The sequence below is a fragment of the Streptomyces sp. NPDC048411 genome (assembly GCF_040704695.1).
In the GTDB taxonomy this organism is placed as follows: Bacteria; Actinomycetota; Actinomycetes; order Streptomycetales; family Streptomycetaceae; genus Streptomyces.
The window spans coordinates 1-21,820 of the sequence record NZ_JBEZKL010000002.1 but is presented as its reverse complement, the minus strand read 5'-3'; the positions used below and the strand labels follow the sequence as shown (position 1 = coordinate 21,820).

General features: G+C 70.9%; 21 protein-coding genes. 6 read left to right on the top strand and 15 right to left on the bottom strand.

Features of this window, described 5'->3' with window-relative positions; genetic code table 11:
- Positions 1–149 precede the first annotated feature (149 nt).
- From sbnB to fabG, 9 genes are all read right to left on the bottom strand, one after another.
- A complete protein-coding gene (sbnB, locus tag AB0915_RS00915; RefSeq protein WP_366689034.1) occupies positions 150–1,166 on the bottom strand; it encodes a 2,3-diaminopropionate biosynthesis protein SbnB in 1,017 nt (338 codons plus the stop codon).
- Positions 1,160–2,173, bottom strand: a complete 1,014-nt coding sequence (gene sbnA / locus AB0915_RS00910; protein ID WP_366689033.1) for a 2,3-diaminopropionate biosynthesis protein SbnA — start codon at positions 2,171–2,173, stop codon at positions 1,160–1,162. The genes sbnB and sbnA overlap by 7 nt, the downstream gene beginning before the upstream one ends.
- On the bottom strand, positions 2,170–3,567 hold the full coding sequence (locus tag AB0915_RS00905; protein ID WP_366689032.1) for a condensation domain-containing protein: 1,398 nt from the start codon (positions 3,565–3,567) through the stop codon (positions 2,170–2,172). The genes sbnA and AB0915_RS00905 overlap by 4 nt, the downstream gene beginning before the upstream one ends.
- Before the next feature lie 3 nt (positions 3,568–3,570).
- Positions 3,571–3,816, bottom strand: a complete 246-nt coding sequence (locus AB0915_RS00900) for a phosphopantetheine-binding protein (protein ID WP_366689031.1) — start codon at positions 3,814–3,816, stop codon at positions 3,571–3,573.
- Between the two features lie 100 nt (positions 3,817–3,916).
- Positions 3,917–4,873 (bottom strand): beta-ketoacyl-ACP synthase III, encoded by a 957-nt coding sequence (locus AB0915_RS00895; RefSeq protein WP_366689030.1) that lies wholly within the window; start codon positions 4,871–4,873, stop codon positions 3,917–3,919.
- 24 nt (positions 4,874–4,897) lie between these two features.
- Positions 4,898–5,872: a TauD/TfdA family dioxygenase gene (locus tag AB0915_RS00890; protein WP_366689029.1), complete on the bottom strand. Its 975-nt coding sequence runs from the start codon at positions 5,870–5,872 to the stop codon at positions 4,898–4,900.
- Positions 5,873–5,943: 71 nt separating this feature from the next.
- Positions 5,944–6,879, bottom strand: a complete 936-nt coding sequence (locus tag AB0915_RS00885; protein ID WP_366689028.1) for a TauD/TfdA family dioxygenase — start codon at positions 6,877–6,879, stop codon at positions 5,944–5,946.
- A gap of 54 nt (positions 6,880–6,933) precedes the next feature.
- Positions 6,934–7,695: an alpha/beta fold hydrolase gene (locus AB0915_RS00880; RefSeq protein ID WP_366689027.1), complete on the bottom strand. Its 762-nt coding sequence runs from the start codon at positions 7,693–7,695 to the stop codon at positions 6,934–6,936.
- Complete coding sequence (gene fabG, locus AB0915_RS00875) at positions 7,692–8,438, bottom strand: 3-oxoacyl-[acyl-carrier-protein] reductase (protein ID WP_366689026.1); 747 nt, start codon at positions 8,436–8,438, stop codon at positions 7,692–7,694. Before fabG ends, AB0915_RS00880 begins: the two co-directional genes overlap by 4 nt.
- 112 nt (positions 8,439–8,550) lie before the next feature.
- Between fabG and AB0915_RS00870 the strand changes: the two genes are divergently transcribed.
- The gene (locus AB0915_RS00870) at positions 8,551–9,312 is read left to right on the top strand and encodes a 4'-phosphopantetheinyl transferase superfamily protein (RefSeq protein WP_366689025.1); all 762 of its coding nucleotides are present in this window, start codon (positions 8,551–8,553) and stop codon (positions 9,310–9,312) included.
- Positions 9,313–9,730: 418 nt separating this feature from the next.
- Here the strand turns inward: AB0915_RS00870 and hemB are convergent, their stop codons facing one another.
- Entirely contained in the window at positions 9,731–10,729 is a 999-nt protein-coding gene (hemB, locus tag AB0915_RS00865) for a porphobilinogen synthase (protein ID WP_366689024.1), read from the bottom strand.
- A 145-nt stretch (positions 10,730–10,874) separates the two neighbouring features.
- Here hemB and AB0915_RS00860 point away from each other — a divergent pair, with 145 nt between their 5' ends.
- Positions 10,875–11,282 carry a YciI family protein gene (locus AB0915_RS00860; protein WP_366689023.1) on the top strand — a complete coding sequence of 136 codons (408 nt, stop codon included), beginning with the start codon at positions 10,875–10,877 and terminating at the stop codon, positions 11,280–11,282.
- A gap of 8 nt (positions 11,283–11,290) precedes the next feature.
- Entirely contained in the window at positions 11,291–12,436 is a 1,146-nt protein-coding gene (locus tag AB0915_RS00855; protein WP_366689163.1) for a DUF6596 domain-containing protein, read from the top strand.
- A gap of 188 nt (positions 12,437–12,624) precedes the next feature.
- Here the strand turns inward: AB0915_RS00855 and AB0915_RS00850 are convergent, their stop codons facing one another.
- The 5 genes from AB0915_RS00850 to AB0915_RS00830 all read right to left on the bottom strand — a co-directional run bounded on the left by AB0915_RS00850 (position 12,625) and on the right by AB0915_RS00830 (position 18,092).
- Positions 12,625–14,292 carry a bifunctional uroporphyrinogen-III C-methyltransferase/uroporphyrinogen-III synthase gene (locus AB0915_RS00850; RefSeq protein WP_366689022.1) on the bottom strand — a complete coding sequence of 556 codons (1,668 nt, stop codon included), beginning with the start codon at positions 14,290–14,292 and terminating at the stop codon, positions 12,625–12,627.
- Positions 14,289–15,275, bottom strand: coding sequence for a hydroxymethylbilane synthase (gene hemC / locus AB0915_RS00845; RefSeq protein WP_366138332.1), 987 nt, complete (start codon positions 15,273–15,275; stop codon positions 14,289–14,291). Before hemC ends, AB0915_RS00850 begins: the two co-directional genes overlap by 4 nt.
- A complete protein-coding gene (locus AB0915_RS00840) occupies positions 15,272–16,774 on the bottom strand; it encodes a glutamyl-tRNA reductase (protein WP_366689021.1) in 1,503 nt (500 codons plus the stop codon). The genes hemC and AB0915_RS00840 overlap by 4 nt, the downstream gene beginning before the upstream one ends.
- Positions 16,771–17,544 (bottom strand): redox-sensing transcriptional repressor Rex, encoded by a 774-nt coding sequence (locus AB0915_RS00835; protein ID WP_366689020.1) that lies wholly within the window; start codon positions 17,542–17,544, stop codon positions 16,771–16,773. The genes AB0915_RS00840 and AB0915_RS00835 overlap by 4 nt, the downstream gene beginning before the upstream one ends.
- 272 nt (positions 17,545–17,816) lie before the next feature.
- Positions 17,817–18,092 (bottom strand): glutaredoxin family protein, encoded by a 276-nt coding sequence (locus tag AB0915_RS00830; RefSeq protein ID WP_358858408.1) that lies wholly within the window; start codon positions 18,090–18,092, stop codon positions 17,817–17,819.
- Positions 18,093–18,250: 158 nt separating this feature from the next.
- On the opposite strand from AB0915_RS00830, the gene AB0915_RS00825 reads away from it, so the two are divergent.
- The 3 genes from AB0915_RS00825 to AB0915_RS00815 all read left to right on the top strand — a co-directional run bounded on the left by AB0915_RS00825 (position 18,251) and on the right by AB0915_RS00815 (position 21,768).
- Entirely contained in the window at positions 18,251–19,207 is a 957-nt protein-coding gene (locus AB0915_RS00825; protein WP_366689019.1) for an HAD-IB family hydrolase, read from the top strand.
- A gap of 383 nt (positions 19,208–19,590) precedes the next feature.
- On the top strand, positions 19,591–20,367 hold the full coding sequence (locus AB0915_RS00820) for an ECF subfamily RNA polymerase sigma factor, BldN family (RefSeq protein WP_030928170.1): 777 nt from the start codon (positions 19,591–19,593) through the stop codon (positions 20,365–20,367).
- Positions 20,368–20,577: 210 nt separating this feature from the next.
- The gene (locus tag AB0915_RS00815; protein ID WP_366689018.1) at positions 20,578–21,768 is read left to right on the top strand and encodes a DUF5667 domain-containing protein; all 1,191 of its coding nucleotides are present in this window, start codon (positions 20,578–20,580) and stop codon (positions 21,766–21,768) included.
- Positions 21,769–21,820: the final 52 nt, after the last annotated feature.

The window sequence follows — 21,820 nt, the reverse complement described above, 5'->3', positions numbered from 1 at the left end:
CGGCGGGACCCCGCGGGTCCGGTTGGATCCGGACGAAAGTCCCTGGGTCGTGTCCGCGAAGTCGCGCCGTACGCCCGGCGGACGCCGTACGCTGCGCCGCGATGCGCGGGCCGGGCGTCGCTGGCCGGGCGGAACTTCGCGGACACGCCCTACGGGGTCGGGGCCGGCAGGAATCCCTCGACGCGGGTGCCGATGGAGCCCGATCCGGCCTCGTCGCGGACGAAACCGGCCAGCGCCAGGTCCAGCACGCCGAGCCCGAACGGGGAGAACACCAGCGGCCGGCCGTCCTTCGGCTCCAGCCGGGCGGTGGAGCGCAGCAGCGCGCCGATCGAGGCGTCGACGAAGTCGCGCCCGCCGGTGTGCTGCTCCGCCAGGTGCGGCGAGGTCTGCTCGCGGCAGACGTGGTCGGTGTCGTCGACGACGTTGTGGCTGCCGAGGATCGCGGGCACGGTGAGGTCCCGCAGCGAGACGTGGAGCACGACGGTGCCGGGCGGGCAGGCGTCGAGACCGGTGTACGGGGTGGCGGCCGTCGTCGCGAAGGAGACCAGGTCGTGCGCGGCGAGCGCCTCGTCGAGCGAGGTGCAGTGGCGGACCCGGGCACCGGGCAGCAGCCGGGCGTTGTCGGCGGTGAACCGCCTGGCCCGATCCGGGTCGGTGTCGTAGACCGCGAGGGAGTCCAGCTCGGGGTGTTCGACGGCGAGGAAGCGGAGCACCTCCCGGTTGATCACCCCGGTGCCAATCAGGGTGATCCCGGACGGCCGGCGGCCGGCGAGCAGCATCCGGGAGCCGAGCGCGGCGGACGCCGCGGTGCGCTGGGCGGAGATCAGCGAGCCCTCGATCAGCGCCTCGGGGTGCCCGTTCTCCAGGGAGTTGAGCAGTACGGCGGCGCTGGCGCGCTGGTGGCCCGCCGCGACGTTGCCGGGGAAGGAGGAGATCCACTTCATTCCGGCGACCTCACCGGGACCGCCGTCGGACGAGGCCCCGAGATAGCCGGGGAGACCGATGATCCGGTCCCTGGGGCGGTCCGGGAACCGCAGGAAGACGGAGTGCGGCAGGACAGTGCGTCCCTCGTCGTGGCGCTGGTACGCCTCCGCGACGAGGTCGATGACCTCCTTCTCACGTCCGGCCAGCAGCCCGGCCACTTCACCGTGCCTGAGGATCAGCATGCGCCCACCGCCAAGGAGAGTTCGGATTCGTTCCACAGATGTGAGACCTCTCCGAAGTGGGCGCGCACCCAGTCGTCGGAGTAGATCGTGTCGAGGTACCGGTCGCCGCGGTCGGGGAAGATCATCACGACGTTGCTGCCGGCCGGGATGCGCTCGGCGTACTTCCCCAGGGCCGCGGTGACGGCGCCCGACGAACCGCCGGCGAGGATCGCCTCGCGGTCCGTGAGCGTCCGGCAACCCACCACGCAGTCGAGGTCGGAGACGTGCACGACCTCGTCGGCCAGGGCCGGATCGAACAGCTCGGGCCGGACCGCCGCCCCGTGACCCGGCAGCAGCCGAGGTCCGGACACCCCGCCGAACAGCACGCTGCCCAGCGCGTCGACGCCCACCAGCGTGGTGGTCAGGCCGCGGTCGCGGATGTACTGGGCGCAGCCGGTCAGGGTGCCACCGGTGCCGGTGGAGCAGAACAGGTAGTCCACCCGGTCGTCCAGCGCCTGGGCGATCTCGCGCATGGTCTGGACGTGGGCCCGGGGGTTGAGCGGGTTGGCGTACTGGTTGGGCCAGTACGCGCCCGGGATCGCCGCCACCAGTTCCCGTACCCGCTTCAGCCGCATCGGCAGATAGGCGCGGGTCTCGGGGTCGACCTCGGTGACCATCTCGACCGAGACCCGGTAGGCGCGCAGGATCGCCAGGTTCTGCTGGGTGGTCTTGGGGTCCACCACGCAGATGAAGTCGATCCCGAAGTACCGGCAGATCTGCGCGATGCCGATGGCGAGGTTCCCTGAGCTGGACTCCACCACGGTGGAACGGCCGGGGACGAGTTCACCGTTGCGGATGCGGCCCAGCAGCATGGAGAGCGCCGAGCGGTCCTTGACGCTGCCGCCGGGGTTGAACGCCTCCAGCTTGGCGAAGACCCGGGAGCCGAAGCGCGGCAGCAGGCCGCCGAGTTCGACGAGGTGGGTGTTGCCGACGCCGTCGAGGATGCCGTGGAGCACGGGCGGCCTCATGAGCCGGCGCCGGTGTTGCTGCCCAGGGCCAGCAGCGAGCGACGCTCGGCGTCGTCCGTCAGCGGGAGTCGGCCGACCGGGCGCTCGGCGTCGGCGGTGGCCGCCGACAGGAAGCGGACGAACTGGTCGAACAGCCGGTCCATGGTGTCCCGCTCGAAGAGCGCGGTGTCATAACGCAGCGCGATCGTCAGCCCGTTGGCGTCCCGGGTGACCTCCAGCGACACGTCGCACTGGCCCTCCAGGTGCGGGATCTCCAGGTAGGTGGTCGTCACACCCGCCACATCGAGCGGCACCCCGGCGGCCGCGACGCCGAGTTCGGCGCCGAACCGGTCCGTGGTCACCATCGTCATGGAGATCCGGAAGAGCGGTCCGCCGGCCGCCGCGTTCTGCGCCACCAGCGGGTACGGGTAGGTCGCCCGGGCGGTCGCCTGCCGGAGCCGGTCGTTGGCCTGGGAGATCACCTCGCCCAGAGTGCTGGTTCTGGTGAAGTCGGCCCGGATCAGGACCGGGTTGACGAAGTAGCCGACGACGTCCTTGGCGGAGGAGCGGCGGACCGACGCCGGGCAGGCGATCAGGAAGTCGCCCTGGCCGGTCCAGCGGTTCACCAGCGCCTGGAGCGACCCGAGGGCCAGCGCGAACTGCGACACACCCCGGTCGGCGGCGGTCCGCCTGATCCCCTCGGAGAGTGCGTCGGGCAGCCGGCGCACCAGGCTGGTGCCGGTGTTCGACGACGTGGCCGGGCGGGGACGGTCGGTGGGCAGTTCCCCGGCGACGGAGCCGGCGCACTGCTCGTTCCAGAACTCCGCCTGCCGCTCGCCGCGCGAGGATTCGAGCAGCGAACGCTCGCTCTCGACGAAGTGCTCGTAGCCGACCGGGACCGGTGCCCAGCCGGGTTCCTTGCCGACGGCGTACGCCTCGTACGCGGCGAGCAGGTCGCGCCAGAGCAGCCACTGTGAGATGGCGTCGGTGGCGATGTGGTGCGTGATGACCAGCAGCACGGCGTCCGGGCCGCGGTGCAGCAGCACCGCGCGGAGGGGGCCGTCCTGAGAAAGTGCGAAGGGGGCGGAGACCTCGGCCGCGATGAGCCGCTCGATCTCCGCGTCGTCCGCGCCGGACACCTCACGCACCTTCAACTCACCTGTCTCACCAGGCGTCTTGACGACACGGCCGGGTCCCTTGTCGGTCTCGACGTACACCGAACGCAGCATCGGATGCCGCTCGGTGAGGGCGCGGACCGCCCGCGCCAGGACCTCAGGGTCCGGCGCGGGCTCCATCCGGACACCACCCGCGAGGTTGTACGTAGCACTGCCGGGAGCCAGTTTGTGGAGCAGCCAGAGCCCCTCCTGGCCCACCGACAGGGGCATCGCCCCGCCCATGGGGTCCGTGTGGTCCATGGATCAGACTCCTGCCTTGTTCGCCGCGAGGAAGTCGACGACGTCGATGACGCGGAGCAGGTCGCCGACCTTCTCGTCGGGAACCGACTGGTCGAACGTCTTCTCCACGGCGGCCAGCAGGTCGATCCGGGTCAGCGAGTCCATGCCGAGCTCGTCGAAGCTGGACTCCGCGGTGATCTCGCCCTCCAGGTCGGGCGCGGTGCGCAGGGTGAGGTTGATGATCTCGACAATCAGTTCGTCTCTGGTCATGGTCTTCCGTCTCTCCGATGGGATGGGCGCGGCTGCGCAGGGGTGGTACAGGGCAGAGCAGGGGAAAGAATCCGGGTGCCGGTCCGGTCCGCGGGACCGGTCACGGCATGTCGACGACCTGGCCCGCGTAGGTCAGGCCCGCGCCGAAGCCGAGCAGCAGGACCTTCTCGCCGGGCGTGGCCCGTCCGCTGTCCTTGAGCCGGCTGAGCGCCAGCGGCACCGAGGCGGCCGAGGTGTTGCCGGTGTCCACGACGTCGTTGACGACGCGCTCCGGCGGCAGCCCGAGGTTGGAACTGAGGGTCTTGATGATCCGGTTGTTGGCCTGGTGCGGCACGAACCAGTCGATGTCGTCGAGGGTGATCCCGGCCGCGGCGCAGGCCCGGTGGGCGACGTCCGGCATGGTGGCCGTGGACCACTTGTAGACGAGCGGGCCGTTCATGGTGACGTACTCCCGGCCGTCCTCCTTCTCGGTGATGCCGAGGACGTCGGCGCGCGCGCCGTCGCTGCCCCAGACCGCCGGGCCGATGCCGGACGTCTCCGAACGGGAGACCACCGCGGCACCCGCACCGTCACCGAAGATGACGAAGGTGTCGGGGTCCTTCGGGTCGATCCACTCACTGGTCCGCTCGGCGCCGACGACCAGCACATGACGCGCCTCACCGAGCCGCACCGCGTTGGACGCCATCGCCAGCGAGTAGGTGAACCCGGCACAGACCGCGTTCAAGTCGTACGCACCGGAGTTCGGCAGTCCGATCCGACTGGCCACCTCGGGGGCGATTCCCGGCATCCGGACCCGGCGGGTAGCACTGGCGACGATCGTCAGGTCGACCTCGGCGGGGTCGATGTCGGCCGTCACCACGGCCTTCTCCCCGGCCGCCGCCGACATCGTGGCGATGTCCTCCTCCTCGGAGGCGTGGTGGCGGGTCTTGATGCCGGTCCGGCCCTCGATCCACTGCGGGGAGACCGTCGTGCGCTGCGCCAGCTCCTCGTTGGAGACCAGCCGGGCCGGCCGGTACACCGCAAGCCCGGAGATGCGTGATCCGTACGTCTTGAGCATTTCTCCCTCAACTCCCCCGAGCCGTCAGGCTTCGGACGGCTCTGCCATGGCCACGGCGATCCGCCGCGGCCCGGTGAACGGCTCGCGCCCGTGCGCGGCCAGCATGTTGTCGACGACCAGGACGTCATCGCGCTGCCAGTCGAACCGGACGGAAGCCGACCGGTACCGGGCGCGCAGATGATCGGTCACCTCGTCGGGGATGGCCCCGCCGTCGCCGTAGAAGGTGTTCGTGGGCAGGTCCTCGTCGGCGAAGATCGCGCGCAGTCCCGCGCCGACCTCCGGCGCCAGCGTGCTGACGTGGAAGAACGTGGCGTGGTTGAACCACACCGGCTCGCCGCTGACCGGGTGACGGTGCACCGCCTCACGGACCGCTGTGGTGCGCAGCCCGCCGTCGGGCCGCCACTCGGCCTCGATCCGCCGCTCCTTGCAGTACGCCACCACGGCGTCCTTGTCGGAGGTGTTGAACGCCTCCTGCCAGGGCACGCCGAACCCGGCGTGGAAGTTGCGCACCACCTGCCAGCCGCGCCGCTCGAACTCCGCGCGGACCTCCGGGTCGATGGACCGGAGCACCTGGCGAATGTCGGCAAGCGGAGTGGCGCCCTGGCTGACGGCCGGCTCCACGCAGTAGAAGTACAGGGTGTGCGGCCAGACGGCCTGGTAGGAGTTCTCGTTGTGGAGGAAGATCTCCTCGTTCTGCGGGTAGTCCGTCGAGGTGTAGACCTGCCCCTTGATGGTGGAGCGGGGCGAGGAACGCTCGGCGTACGCCAGCGGCGGCGTGCCGGAGAACGCCCGCACGGTCCCGTCGAAGCCGTCCACACCGCCGACGTCGAAGCCGCGCAGCAGCAACGCACCGCGCTCCGAAAGCAGTTCACGCAGTTCGGCGCGGTGTTCGGTGAGGTAGCCGTGGATACCGGTGCCGGGTGCACCGGGACGGCACAGCCCCGGCACGGTTCCGCTCCCCACCCAGCCGGCGGGTATCTCTTCCGAGGTGATGGTCATGGTCAACTCGCTCTGTCGTCGCGGGAGTCAGGGAGCAGGGAGCAGAGGGACGCCGGGGCGCCCGGCAGGGCTCAGTCGGACATCGCCACCAGGACGCGGCGGTCCCCGGTGAACGGCCGCCGGCCGTGGGCCAGCAGCACGTTGTCGATGAGCAGCAGATCGCCGGCGCGCCAGTCGACGTCCACCGCGGCCTCCAGACCGCGGTCTCGCACCTGGATGACGTACTCGGCGGGGATCGGGCTGCCGTCGGCGAACGTCACCGACTGCGGCAGCTCGTCCTCGGAGAGGATCTCGGCCAGCTCCTTCGCGGTGTCGTCACCGAGACCGGCCGGGTGCCACTGGTCGGCCTGGTTGAACCAGACCTCGGCGCCGGTGACCGGGTGCCGAGTGGTCGAGGGGCGGTGCGACTCGACGCGCAGACTGCCGTCGCGCCGCCACTCCCACTCGGCACCGGCGCTCTTCAGGAACGCCTCGACATCGGCACGCTCGGCGGTCTCGAAGGTGTCCTGCCAGCTCTTGCCGAGGCCGTAGCCGTCGTGCAGGTTCTGCACGTAGCGCACCCCGCCGGCGAACGCGTCGCGCACCTCGGGGTCCAGCACCGCCAGCCAGGTCGCGGCGTCCAGCACCGGGGTGGCGCCGCCGCTGCCGGGCCGCACCTGGCAGAAGAACGCCAGCCGGGTGGGCCACGCGTGGGCGTAACTCATCTCGTTGTGCATCGAGATGGTGTACTCCTGCGGGTACTCCGTCGACGTGTACACGTTGCCGCCGACCTTGGTCCGCGGCGAGTTGCCGTGCACATAGGCCAGCCGGTTCGGCAGCAGCCGGTCCAGCGCCCTGTCCAGCGTCTGCGGGGTGATCCCGAAGCCGCGGAAGACCAGCCCCTTCTCCTTCACCAGCGTTCCGGTCAGACCGGATTCCAGGGCATCCAGGCGACTCAGCAGCTCCTCGACCCCGCCGCCGTCCTGCGCCTCGATCTCCAGTGGTGCCCAAGTCGTGGAACTCGTCACGGCGCCGCTCCTCTCACTGTTGCCGTAAAGCCGTCTGTCGTCTGTCGTCTGTGCTCAGGCCGGCTGGCCGGACGGGATGTGAGCCAGTCGCTCCGCGATGTCCGCGGTCAGCTCCGCCTCCCGGGGGGCGAGGTAGAAGTGGTCGCCGGCGAAGGACCGCAGGGCGAATCCGCCGCTCGTCAGCTCGGCCCAGGCAACGATCTGCCGCTGCGAGACGCCGGGGTCCCGGTCGCCGAGGTAGGCGACCACGGGGGTGCGCAGCACGGCGGGCCGCTCCGGGTGGTAGGTCTCGATCAGCCGGTAGTCGGAGCGCAGCACCGGCAGCAGCAGCTCCCGCAGCTCCGGTACGGAGTAGGCGTCGCCGCCCAGGGTGCCGAGCCGGGTCACCCCGGCCACCAGTACGTCGTCGGCGGCCCGGTGCAGCGCGGTGGGGGACGTGCGGTGCGGGGCGTTGCGGCCGGAGAGCAGCAGCCGGACCGGGCCGGGACCGCCCTGCGCCTCCTGGCGCACCGCTACCTCGTACGCCACCGCCGCCCCCATGCTGTGCCCGAAGAACGCCAGCGGCAGCTCCCGGTGAGGGGTGAGCGCGTCCGAGATCCGGTCGGCCAGTTCGTCCATCGACTCGACGCACGGCTCGTCCAGCCGCTCCTGGCGGCCCGGATAGCGCACGGCGAGGACCTCGATGTCCGCGGGCAGCCGCGCCGGCCAGCTGTGGAAGAGCTGGGCGTTCCCTCCGGCGTGCGGGAAGCAGACCAGCCGCAGCCGCGGCCGGACCGTCCGCGCGTACCGGCGGAACCAGATCCCGGACCCGCTCACAGGGCCATGCCCCCGTCGATCCGGACCACCTGACCGGTGATGTACTCGGCCTGCGGGGAGACCAGGTAGGAGACGAGCGAGGCGACCTGGTCGGGGGTGCCGAACCGGCCCAGCGGAATGCGGGCCAGCGCGTCCTTGGCGACCGCCTCGGGGACTCCGGCGACCATCTCGGTGTCGATGAATCCGGGGGCCACCGCGTTCGCGCGGACCCCGTACCGGCCGAACTCCTTGGCGAGCGCCTGGGTCAGACCGATGATCCCGGCCTTGGAGGCGGAGTAGTTGGTCTGACCGGCGTTGCCGACGACGCCGGCCACCGAGGAGAGGGTCACGACCGTGCCGGCCCGGCGGCGGATCATCGAACGGACCACGGAGCGCAGCAGGTTGTACGTGCCGTCGAGGTTGGTGCGCAGGACCTGGTCCCACTCCTCGTCCTGCATCAGTGCCAGCGGACGGTCACGGGTGATGCCCGCGGAGGTCACCACCGCCGACACCGGGCCGAGTTCCGACTCGACGTCGGCCACGAAGGCGCGGACACCGACCCGGTCGGCGACATCCACCCGGCGGATCAGCGCACGGCGGCCGACGGAGATGATCTCCTTCTCCACCTGCTCCGCGGCGACCTCGTCCGAGCGGTAGCAGATCGCCACGTCGAACCCGTCGTGTGCCAGCCGGGTGGCGACCGCCCGGCCGATGCCGCGCGAACCCCCGGTCACCAGAGCCACCTGTGATTCTTGGTCCGGCATGCTTCCCCCATTCGTTCGAATGAGTCGAGCGTGCTTTCGCTGGCTATATCCGGCCTATACGGCAGCCAGCACCGCACCCGGGGCGGATCGACGCCCGCTACCGTGACCGTTCATGACCCCGATTCCGTACGGCGGCCCGGTCCCGGCCGGGGTCCTCGCCGCCCTGCTCCCTGCCCAGGTCACCGTCGTCGACACCTGCCACGACGGGGTGGGAGCCGCGCTGTTCCCCGAGGAGGAGGCGGTCGCGGCCCGGTTCGCGGCCCGGAGACGGCGCGAGTTCAGCACGGTCCGCGCGTGCGCCCGCGCCGCCCTGGCCGTCTCCGGTGTGGCCCCGGTGCCGATCCTGCCGGGCCCGCGGGGCGAACCCGGCTGGCCCGAAGGCATCGTCGGCAGCCTCACGCACTGCACCGGCTACCGGGCGGCGGCCGTCGCCCGGTCCACCGAGGTCGCCTCCCTGGGCATAGACGCCGAACCGGCGGAGCCGCTGTCCGACCCGGGGGTCCTGGCGCTGGTCTCCGACGGCACGGAGCGCGCCGCCCTGCGCGAGCTCGCTGCCCGGCACCCCGAAACCCCCTGGGACAGGCTGCTGTTCAGCGCCAAGGAGTCCGTCTACAAGACCTGGTTCCCGCTCACCGGAACCTGGCTCGGATTCCACGACGCCCGGGTCACCCTGCACCCTGGGGGCACCTTCTCCGCCACCCTGCTGGTCCCCGGCCCGGAGCTGTCCGGCACCCGGCTGACCGGCTTCGAGGGCCGCTGGCGCACCACCGGCACCCTCGCCGTGACCGCCATCGCCCTGCTCGCACCCACGCCCTCACCACCACACCCCGCCGCCCCGCCGCCGTCCGCCCCGCCCGGCCCTCCGCTCCCGTAGTCAGTGGCCACGTCTAGAGTCACGAACATGGCTGGTCGACGGCGGGATACGCGGCGAGTGGCCCGAGCTGCTTGCCGGTGAGTGGCGCTCTGCTGCGGCATCGTCCAGCGGCCGCCTCCGCGAGTGGCCGCTCGGCCCTGATGACTCGTCCAGCGGGTACTTCTTCCGCAGCGCCTCCAGCACGCCAGGGAACTCGGGGATCCCTGGCAACGGGACCGCCCCCGTCAGCACCGCCCACAGGATCCGCGGATAGACACGGGCCCCGGCAAGTGCCACCGCCATAAAGCCTCCGAGGAAGAAACCCGCCACACCGACCGGACCAAGGGGCTGTTCCCGAGCGAGCACGTCGAGGGCGAAGGAGACGTCCCGGGGCCTGGAACCCGCGGCCTGAGTCGGCGCGGGTTCCAGGTGTCCGCTGCTACGAACGGCGCAGCCGCTGCGCGACCTCCGTCGCCCAGTACGTCAGGATCATCTGCGCACCCGCGCGCCGGATCCCGGTCAGGCTCTCCATGATCGCCGCGTCGCGGTCGATCCAGCCCTTCTCGGCGGCGGCCTCGATCATCGCGTACTCGCCGCTGATCTGGTACGCGGCGACCGGCACGTTCACCGAGTCGGCGACCTTCGCGAGGATGTCCAGGTACGGTCCGGCCGGCTTGACCATGACCATGTCGGCGCCCTCTTCGAGGTCGAGCGCCAGCTCGCGCAGGGACTCACGGGTGTTCGCCGGGTCCTGCTGGTACGTCTTGCGGTCGCCCTTGAGCGAGGAGCCGACCGCCTCACGGAACGGCCCGTAGAACGCCGACGAGTACTTCGCCGTGTAGGCGAGGATCGAGACGTCCTCGTGGCCCGTCTGGTCGAGCGCGTCACGGATGACGCCGACCTGGCCGTCCATCATGCCGCTGGGGCCGACCACATGGGCGCCCGCGTCCGCCTGGACCTGGGCCATCTCGGCGTACCGCTCCAGCGTCGCGTCGTTGTCGACGCGGCCGTCGGCGGTCAGGACGCCGCAGTGACCGTGGTCCGTGTACTCGTCCAGGCACAGGTCCGACATGACGACGAGGTCGTCACCGACCTCTTCGCGCACCGCGCGCAGACCGACCTGAAGGATGCCGTCCGGATCGGTGCCCGCCGTCCCCCGGGCGTCCTTCTTCTCGTCCGCGGGGACACCGAAGAGCATGATCCCGGAGACCCCGGCCGACACCGCGTCGACCGCGGCCTTCCGGAGGGTGTCGAGGGTGTGCTGCTGGACACCGGGCATGGCCGAGATGGCGACGGGCGCCGTGATGCCTTCGCGTACGAACGCGGGCAGGATCAGGTTCGCCGGGTCGAGCCGTGTCTCGGCGACCATCCGTCGCATCGCGGGGGTCGTCCGCAGCCGCCGGGGGCGGGAGCCGGGGAAGTTTCCGTACACAGTCATCCTTCGACGATAGACCCGTACACATCACCGTCTTACCGACACCCGTGCCGGAAAAATGGACGGCGATGTCGAGAACCCGTGACTGGCTCCGTCCCCGCGGTGAACGCGACCACAATGGGTCGCACCAGCACCGAGGAGAAACACGATGGCCAAGTACTTGCTTCTCAAGCACTACCGCGGCGCTCCGGCTCCGGTCAACGACGTGTGCATGGACCAGTGGACGCCGGAGGAGATCTCGGCGCACGTGCAGTACATGAACGACTTCGCGGCCCGGCTCGAGGGAACCGGCGAGTTCGTCGACGGTCAGGCGCTCGCCCCCGAGGGGACGTTCGTCCGGTACGACGGTGAGGGGCGCCCCCCGGTCACCGACGGCCCGTTCGCCGAGACCAAGGACCTCATCGCCGGCTGGATGGTGATCGACGTCGACAGCTACGAGCGCGCCATCGAGCTGGCCGGGGAGCTGTCGGCCGCCCCCGGGGCAGGCGGGAAGCCGATCCACGAGTGGCTCGAGGTACGCCCGTTCCTGGCCTGCCCGCCCACCATCACGGAGTGACCTCATCGATGAACGAGGCCCTGCTCCGGAGCCTCACGCCGAGCGTGCTCGGGATCCTCGTCCGCCGCGGAGCCGACTTCGCGGCGGCCGAGGACGCCGTGCAGGACGCGCTGGTCGAGGCGGTCCGCGTCTGGCCGGCCGACCCACCGCGGGACCCGAAGGGCTGGCTGGTCACCGTGGCCTGGCGCCGGTTCCTCGACGCGACCCGGGCGGACGCCGCCCGCCGCCGGCGTGAGGATCTCGTCGACGAGGAGCCGGCGCCCGGGCCCGCGCCCGCGGTGGACGACACGCTCCAGCTCTACTTCCTGTGCGCCCACCCGTCGCTGACGCCGTCGTCCGCGGTCGCGCTCACGCTGCGCGCCGTCGGCGGGCTGACCACCCGCCAGATCGCCCAGGCCTACCTGGTGCCCGAAGCGACCATGGCGCAGCGCATCAGCCGTGCCAAGCGCACCGTCTCCGGCGTCCGGTTCGACCAGCCCGGCGACGTCGCCACCGTGCTGCGCGTCCTCTACTTGGTCTTCAACGAGGGCTACTCCGGCGACGTCGACCTCGCCGCCGAGTCCATCCGGCTCACCCGGCAGCTCGCGGACGCGATCGACCACCCCGAGGTGGCGGGGCTGCTCGCCCTCATGCTGCTCCATCACGCCCGGCGCGCCACCCGGACCGCGCCCGACGGCAGCCTGGTGCCGCTCGCCGAGCAGGACCGCGGCCGGTGGGACACCGAGTCGATCGCCGAGGGCGTCGAGATCCTCCAGGCGGCCCTCGCCCGCGACCGGCTGGGTGAGTTCCAGGCCCAGGCCGCCATCGCGGCACTCCACGCCGACGCACCCACCGCCGAGGAGACCGACTGGGTGCAGATCGTCGAGTGGTACGACGAGCTCGCGCGCCTGACCGACAGCCCGGTCGTCCGGCTCAACCGCGCAGTGGCCGTCGGCGAGGCCGACGGACCGCGCGCCGGGCTGGCGGCGCTCGCGGCACTGAACGACTCACTGCCCCGCCACGCCGCCGTGGCGGCGTACCTCCACGAGCGCGACGGCGACCCGGTGACGGCGGCACGGCTGTACGCCGAGGCGGCCCACAAGGCACCCAACCTCGCCGAGCGCGATTACCTGACGCGCCAGGCCGCCCGGCTCAACGCCCGCCGGTGTCGATGACGGGTCGCGCTCGGATTTTCCCGCAGCACTTGGCGCGGCCCCGTGGCCGGAGTGGTCGCCTCACAGGGAGTAGGCAGGTCGAGACTCATGCCGTGACCGGCAATGTTTGCCCTACGAAGAGCCGGAAAAACGGGCAGGGGCCCGGCTGCCGAAGCAACCGGACCCCTGAACACTCCCGACCCGGCCGGTCAGGTAGTCGTACGACGCCTGCGCGCACCCGGACGCCGCTCGCTCGGCCGCGTCACCGGGTCACCGGCCTCCTTCGCCGCCTCCCGGCGCTGCGCACCGAAATCGGCGAGCGCCTCGGCCAGCTTGTGCACCGACGGCTCCGGGGAGAGCACGTCGACCCGCAGGCCGTGCTCCTCCGCGGTCTTCGCCGTGGCGGGGCCGATGCACGCGATGACGGTCACGTTGTGCGGCTTGCCCGCGATACCGACCAGGTTCCGGACGGTCGACGACGAGGTGAAGAGCACCGCGTCGAACCCGCCTCCCTTGATCGCCTCACGGGTGTCGGACGGCGGCGGCGAGGCGCGGACCGTGCGGTACGCGGTGACGTCGTCGACCTCCCAGCCCAGGTCGATGAGGCCGGCGACGAGCGTCTCCGTGGCGATGTCGGCGCGCGGCAGGAAGACGCGGTCGATCGGGTCGAAGACCGGGTCGTACGGCGGCCAGTCCTCCAGCAGACCGGCGGCGGACTGCTCACCGGAAGGCACCAGGTCCGGCTTCACACCGAAATCGATCAGTGCGGCGGCGGTCTGTTCGCCGACCGCGGCAACCTTGATCCCGGCGAAGGCACGGGCGTCGAGCCCGTACTCCTCGAACTTCTCCCGGACCGCCTTGACCGCGTTGACGCTGGTGAAGGCGATCCACTCGTAGCGGCCCGTGACGAGGCCCTTGACCGCGCGCTCCATCTGCTGGGGCGTACGCGGCGGCTCGACGGCGATCGTCGGGACCTCGTGCGGCACGGCGCCGTACGAACGCAGCTGGTCGGAGAGCGACGCCGCCTGCTCCTTCGTCCGCGGCACGAGCACCTTCCAGCCGAAGAGCGGCTTGGACTCGAACCACGAGAGCTGGTCGCGCTGGGCGGCGGAGCTGCACTCACCGACCACGGCTATGACCGGCTGGTGCCCATCCGGCGACGGCAGCACCTTCGCCTGCTTCAGGACCTGGGCGATCGTCCCGAGGGTCGCCGTCCAGGTGCGCTGGCGCGTCGTCGTGCCGGCGACCGTCACGGTCAGCGGGGTGTCGGGCTTGCGGCCCGCAGAGACCAGCTCGCCCGCGGCGGCCGCGACCGAGTCCAGCGTCGTCGAGACGACCGCCGTGGCATCGCTCGCGCCGACCTCGGTCCAGCAGCGGTCCGAGGCGGTCCGGGCATCGACGAACCGGACGTCGGCGCCCTGCGTATCACGCAGCGGCACGCCGGCGTACGCGGGCACGCCCACGGCGTTCGCGACACCCGGCACGACCTCGAAGGGAATGCCGGCGGCGGCACAGGCGAGCATCTCCGCGCCTGCGTTCCCGTCCAGGCCCGGGTCCCCTGCGACGGCACGGACGACCCGCCTGCCGCCCTTCGCGGCCTCCATGACAAGATTGGCCGCGTCCCTGAGAACGGGCACCCCGGCGGCTGTTGACGTCACGTCAACAACAGCCAGCTCGGGGGTGCTGACGCCTGCTCGCGCATGGCCGCGGACGACGCCGAGAACGTCCGGCTCGGCAACAAGGACGTCCGCGCTCGCGAGCGCCTCGACAGCGCGCAGAGTCAGCAGTCCCGGATCGCCGGGACCGGCGCCGAGGAAGGTGACGTGCCCTGCGGACAGGACCGGAAAGTCGGATGCGGCGGGGCCGGTGGGGCTCAAAGTGCTCGCTCCCCCATAAGACCGGCCGCACCCTTGGCAAGCATCTCGGTCGCGAGCTCGCGACCGAGGGCCGCCGCGTCGTCGGGCGACGTGGGGACGGGACCGGTGGTGGACATCTGTACGAGCGAGGAACCGTCGGTGGAACCGACGACACCGCGCAGGCGCAGTTCGTTGACAACCTGTCCGTCGACCAGGAGGTCGGCCAGCGCACCCACAGGTGCGGAGCAGCCGGCCTCCAGGGCGGCGAGCAGGGCGCGCTCGGCGGTCACGGCGGCCCGGGTGTACGGGTCGTCGAGCTCGGCGAGTGCTGCGGCGAGGTCCGCGCTGGTTGCAGCGCATTCGATCGCCAGTGCTCCCTGGCCGGGAGCGGGCAGAACGGTGTCGACCGACAGGAAGTCGGTCACCTCACCGGTCCGGCCGAGGCGGCTGAGTCCGGCCGCGGCGAGAACCACCGCGTCCAGTTCACCGCTTCGTACAAATCCGATACGCGTATCGACGTTGCCGCGGATCGGCACGGTCTCGATGTCGAGGCCGTGACTGCGGGCGTACGCGTTGAGCTGCGCCATGCGGCGCGGCGAACCGGTGCCGACGCGGGCACCGGACGGCAGCTGCTCGAAAGTCAGCCCGTCCCTCGCCACCAGCGCGTCGCGCGGGTCCTCGCGCACCGGCACGGCGGCGAGGACGAGGCCCTCGGGCTGTGCGGTCGGCAGGTCCTTCAGCGAGTGCACGGCGAAGTCCACCTCGCCGCGCAGCAGCGCCTCGCGCAGCGCCGCGACGAACACACCGGTGCCGCCGATCTGCGCGAGGTGCTCGCGGGAGACATCTCCGTACGTGGTGATCTCGACGAGCTCGACGGCGCGCCCGGTCACCTCACTGACCGCGTCGGCGACGAGGCCGGACTGCGCCATGGCGAGTTTGCTGCGCCGGGTGCCCAGCCGGAGCGGCGCGTCGGTCTGCGCGCGCTGGGATGAGTTGTCGGTCATGACCGCCCTCTATTCGGGTCGTTCAGGTCTGCCCGGGAGACGGCGGCGACCGTCTGCGGGTCGAGGTCGAAGAGTTCCCGCAGCGCATCGGCGTACCCGGCGCCGCCGGGCTCGCTGGCGAGCTGCTTGACCCGCACGGTGGGCGCGTGCAGGAGCTTGTCGACGACGCGGCGCACGGTCTGCGTGATCTCGGCGCGCTGCTTCTCGTCCAGGTCGGGGAGGCGTCCGTCGAGCCGTGCGATCTCGCCGGCCACCAGATCGGCGGCCATCGTGCGCAGGGCGACGACGGTCGGTGTGATGTGGGCGGCGCGCTGGGCGGCACCGAACGCGGCGACCTCGTCGGCGACGATGGTGCGCACCTGGTCCACATCGACGGCCATCGGAGCGTCCGCGGATGCCTCGGCGAGCGACTCGATGTCGACGAGGCGCACACCGTCGAGGCGCGTCGAGGCACCGTCGATGTCGCGCGGCATCGCGAGGTCGAGCAGGGCGAGCCTGACCGGTCCGGCGGACTGGGACTGCGCGGGCACGGTGGCCCGGCGGACGGCCTGCACCTGCGCGGTCGCGGTGGCGGAGCCGTTCTCCACCCACGCGGCGTGCTGGTCCAGGTCGGCGGCGGGCAGTGCGGGCGCCGGGGGCGCGGTGACGGCCGTATCGAAGGGCAGCCCGAGCGCTCCGGCGACGGCTTCGGCGGTGAGCACGAGACCGGTCGCACCGGTGCAGGAGACGACGACATCGGCACGTGTCAGTTCGTCGGAGACCGCGGCCATCTCCACGGCGCGGGCAGTCACTCCCGTTCCACCGGGCTGCTGGAGGATCTCGACGAGCCGGTCGGCGCGGGCCCGGGTCCGGTTGGCGACGACGATCTCGGCGACACCGGTACGGGCCAGCGTGGCGGCAGCCAGCGAGGACATCGACCCGGCACCGATCACCAGGGCGCTCTTGCCCTTCGCCCAGACGGCGACATCGGCGCCGTCGGCGAGCTGCTGCAGACCGAAGGTGACGAGCGACTGCCCGGCCCGGTCGATCCCGGTCTCGCTGTGGGCGCGCTTACCGACCCGCAGGGTCTGCTGGAACAGGTCGTTCAGCAGCCGGCCGGCGGTGTGGAGCTCCTGCCCCAGCGCCAGCGCGTCCTTGATCTGGCCGAGGATCTGGCCCTCGCCGACGACCATCGAGTCCAGCCCGCACGCCACCGAGAAGAGGTGGTGGACGGCCCGGTCCTCGTAGTGCACATAGAGATACGGAGTGAGCTCGTCCAGCCCGACCCCGCTGTGCTGGGCGAGGAGCGTGGACAGCTCGGCGACACCGGCGTGGAACTTGTCCACGTCGGCGTACAGCTCGATGCGGTTGCAGGTGGCCAGGATGGCGGCCTCGGCCGCGGGCTCCGCGGCAAGGACGTCCTGCAGCAGCTTGGCCTGCGTCCCGGCAGCCAGCGAGGCCCGCTCCAGTACGGAGACGGGGGCGCTGCGGTGGCTCAGTCCGACGACAAGAAGACTCATGCCGGCATCACGGCGGGAACGTCCCCGTCGGGTCCCTTCCGGCTGCTGTCCGTGGCGGCACGCACGGGCGGCGCGGCCGGGTCGACACTGCTCCCGCCAGGGGCTTCATCGACCGCCTTCCGCTGCTCGTGGAAGGCGAGGATCTGGAGCTCGATCGAGAGGTCGACCTTGCGGACGTCGACGCCGTCGGGCACGGAGAGCACCGTCGGCGCGAAGTTCAGGATGGAGGTCACGCCCGCGGCGACGAGCCGGTCGCAGACCTGTTGTGCGGCACCGGCGGGGGTCGAGATGACACCGATCGACACGCCGTTGTCCGTGACGATCTTCTCCAGCTCGTCGGCGTGCTGGACGGGGATCCCGGCGACGGGCGTACCGGCCATCGCGGGGTCGGCGTCGATCAGCGCGGCGACCCGGAAGCCACGGGAAGCGAAGCCGCCGTAGTTGGCCAGCGCGGCGCCGAGGTTACCGATACCGACGATGACGACCGGCCAGTCCTGGGTGAGCCCGAGTTCGCGGGAGATCTGGTAGACGAGATACTCGACGTCGTAGCCGACACCGCGCGTCCCGTACGACCCGAGGTAGCTGAAGTCCTTGCGCAGCTTGGCGGAGTTGACCCCCGCCGCCGCGGCGAGTTCCTCGGACGAGACCGTGGGGACCGAGCGCTCGGAGAGCGCGGTCAGTGCGCGGAGATACAGCGGAAGCCGAGCGACGGTGGCCTCGGGAATTCCTCGGCTACGGGTCGCCGGTCGGTGAGTTCGGCCAGTTGCCACGGTGCTCCTGCGGGATGAGCGGGGCTGCAGGCGGCCGTATGTTCCAAGACCGCCCCGTCGAATGCAGGCTATGTCTTTGTGAACGTGTGCACAAAGATAGTGTCCGTTTTGTCCGGTCAAAGTGACCGGGGTCACGCACATTCGTCGCGCGATCCCGGAACCATGGATCGCATCAGCCCGTTGCAGGCCCGAAGGGGGCAAGACGGTACACACTCCTCACAACTACACCCCCGAGACCACCCAAAACGCCCATGATGGTAACCGGGTTTCACTCAGGAAAGCAGCGCCCTGCGCAGCCTCGCCGGGTCCACCCGCCAGAACGTGTGCTGTTCGTTATCAATGAGGACGACCGGAATCTGCTCCCAGTACTCCCGGTGCAGCTCCTCGTCCTGGGTGATGTCCTTCTCCTCCCAGGACGCGCCGGTCTCCTCGCAGATCTCCCTCACCACGAGCCGCGCGTCGTCACAGAGGTGACAACCGGGCTTCCCGACCAGGGTCACGACACGGTCCGCGGGCTTCTTTTTCGTACGACGCAGCAAGGCACTCATGCCTTTATTCTGCGCCGCCCGCCCGCCGTTTCCGGAGCCCGTCGGGCGCCGATCCGTTACGTCCGGAATCGCCCGCTTAACAATTCGGTCCGCGAGAGTTCACGCCACCGCATCCCGGCACGTCGGGAAAGGCCGAACGGACTGGCTATGCTCACGACATGGCCGCTCTTGGATGGCTCACACCCCGTAGGCGTTCCGCGACAGCACTGAGCGTGCTGGCAGGCGAGGCAGCAGCCGAGGCAGCGCGGAAGTCGTCACTCCCCGCCGGACAGCCCGCCGGACGATCCACCGGCACGGCCCCCGCCACGACCGAGGAGCCGGAACCGGCCTTCCCGGTCGTCGGCGACGAACGGGCCGCCGCCTTCTTCGACCTGGACAACACCGTCATGCAGGGCGCGGCGATCTTCCACTTCGGCCGCGGCCTGTACAAACGCAAGTTCTTCCAGCGCCGCGAGCTGACCCGGTTCGCCTGGCAGCAGGCCTGGTTCAGGCTGGCCGGCGTCGAGGACCCGGAACACATGCAGGACGCCCGCGACAGCGCCCTGTCCATCGTCAAGGGCCACCGGGTCTCCGAGCTGATGTCCATCGGCGAGGAGATCTACGACGAGTACATGGCCGACCGCATCTGGCCCGGCACCCGCGCCCTCGCCCAGGCCCACCTCGACGCCGGGCAGAAGGTCTGGCTGGTCACCGCCGCCCCGGTGGAGACGGCCACGATCATCGCCCGCCGCCTGGGCCTGACCGGCGCGCTCGGCACGGTCGCCGAGTCCATCGACGGCGTCTACACCGGCCGCCTGGTCGGCGAACCGCTGCACGGGCCCGCGAAGGCCGAGGCGGTCCGCGCCCTGGCCGCAGCCGAGGGCCTCGACCTGGCGCGTTGCGCGGCGTACAGCGACTCGCACAACGACATCCCGATGCTGTCCCTGGTCGGGCACCCGTACGCGATCAACCCGGACACCAAGCTCCGCAAGCACGCCCGGGCCCTGGACTGGCGGCTGCGCGACTACCGCACGGGCCGCAAGGCGGCCAAGGTCGGCATCCCGGCCGCCGCCGGTGTCGGCGCCCTCGCGGGCGGCACCGCGGCCGCGGTCGCCCTGCACCGCCGCCGCCGCTGACCCCCGGACGCACCGACACACCGGCACACCGACCACGTGGCCCGGCCCCCGCCTCGGGGGGCAGGGCCACGCCCGGCCGCGCCGCCAATCGGGACCCCTTACCCACCGACCGCTCCCGCCAGTCGGATTGCGCCCACCCGACCACAACCCGTCGCGGCCGCAGCCAGATCGCGAAGTATTCCGATCAATAACTGGTCACGATGTGCTACTTGATGCGCCTCATAGTCGCTACAGAAGCGACGGAATCGGTGATTTCAGCAACTGGGTGTAGCACTGCCTGTACGAAGCGTTATTCTCCTCAGACGCATTCCGGAACGCCCACTCACTACGACGAGTGACGGTTTCGCACTGCACGTGATGGAAGCTCTGCCTCTGGGAGTCCCGTGTACCCACACGTCGGGGTTGACGCCTCGGGCCTGGCTACGCTGCGCGCAACGGTCGCCGACCGCTTGCGCGGCTTCGTCCCCACCGCGTACGCCGTACCCGCCTTTGCCACCCCTGCACCTGTCGGCCCTTGCTATGCCCTGGCCGAACGCGGTGCGGCGGTCGGAAGACGCAGCAACCGCGGCGCAACGACCACGTCCACCGTTCGTCGGCCGACCGCCGACAGCGACAGCGCGCGCATGATGGATCTCGTCGAGCGCGCACAGGCCGGTGAGGCTGACGCCTTCGGCCGTCTCTACGACCAGTACAGCGACACCGTGTACCGGTACATCTACTACCGGGTGGGCGGCAAGGCGACGGCGGAGGATCTCACCAGTGAGACCTTCCTGCGCGCCCTGCGCCGCATCTCGACCTTCACCTGGCAGGGCCGCGACTTCGGCGCCTGGCTCGTCACGATTGCCCGCAACCTGGTCGCCGACCACTTCAAGTCCAGCCGGTTCCGGCTGGAAGTGACCACCGGCGAAATGCTCGACGCCAACGAGGTCGAGCGCAGCCCCGAGGACTCCGTCCTGGAGTCCCTCTCCAACGCCGCACTGCTGCAAGCCGTGCGCCGACTCAACCCCCAGCAGCAGGAATGCGTGACATTGCGCTTCCTGCAGGGCCTCTCGGTCGCCGAGACGGCCCGCGTGATGGGCAAGAACGAGGGCGCGATCAAGACCTTGCAGTACCGCGCCGTCCGCACCCTCGCCCGACTGCTGCCGGACGATGCCCGCTGAAAACACCCTCGGCGACTCCCCGGTCACGCATTGGTCCGATCATCTTTCCTGCGTAACCCAAGTGCCGCGCCACTCGTTGTGCCGGTTGCAGGCCCCCTGTCGTCACTCCCTGTCCGCCTACACTCACTCATTCGTGTGGAAGCGCTCAAGGTGTGCAACCTTCCGGACCCCCAGGGGAGTCGACCGTCATGACGAGAGGAGGTGCCGCCAGTGATCGCAAACGTTTCGGCACACCGGCGGGCGAACGCCTTCGCCCAGGCGCTGGAGGAGCAGGAGCTCCAGGGTGCGGCGGCCGTACAGCCCGAGGAACCGGCCGAACCGGCCGACCACGGAACGCTGTTGGCCCTGGCGAACGGCCTCGGTGAGCTGCCGAGACCGGAGTTGGATCCCGAGGTCAAAGTGGTGCAGCGAGCGCGGCTCGTGGCAGCCATGGAGGCCATGTTTGCCGAGGGCGGCGCATCCACGGGCCCTACGGTGCCCGAACAACGGAGCAAGGGGACCCACCGGGCCTCTCCGCTCCGAAAATTGCGCCCCCGCTCCCGCTGGACGAAGGGGCTCGCCGCCGGCGGGCTCACCGTCGGCGTCGCCGCAGGAGCCTTCGGCGGAGTAGCCGCTGCCAGTTCCGACGCCCTTCCAGGTGATTCGCTGTACGGGCTGAAGCGCGGCATGGAGGACATCCACCTCGGTATGGCCAACGGCGATATCGACCGCGGCGAGGTCTACCTCGACCAGGCATCGACGCGGCTGAGCGAGGCCCGCAGGCTCATGGAACGCGACCGCGCGGGCGATCTGGACCACGAATCACTGGGCGAGATCAGGCGCACGCTGAACGGCATGACGCAGGACGCCACCGAGGGCCACCGCCTGCTCCACGCCGCGTACCAGCGTGACGGAGCACTCGGCCCGATCCAGACCCTGGACTCCTTCTCCCGCAACCACCGTGGGAGCTGGAGCAGCCTGCGCGACCGGCTGCCGGTCCAGCTGACGGACGTCGGGGACGAGGTCAGCTCGGTCTTCGATGCCATAGACGAAGAGATCGCACCGCTGCAGTCGCTGCTGCCCCGCACCCCGGACCGGAATACCGACTCGCAACAGCCCGGGTCGTCACAGCAGTCCGACGACCCTTCCCTCACGGACAGCCCAGCACCCTCGTCCCCCGAAGCCTCACAGGGCCGACAGGGCGACACTGGCACCCCGAACCCGTCCAGTTCGGCCTCCACCCCGGCCGACGGCCTGATCCCGGGCGGCGCGGACGGTCTCCTGGACCCCCCGTCACCGGGCGCCACCCCGTCCACCACGGGCAGGGGATCCAACTCACCCACCCCGGACGTCACACTGCCCCCGCTGCTCCCCGGGCTGCTCCCAGGCCTGGGAATCAACAACGAGAGCGAAGACAGCTAGAGCCGTGACCGGCAATGTTTGCCCCGTCGCGTCGCGAAGGGGCAAACATTGC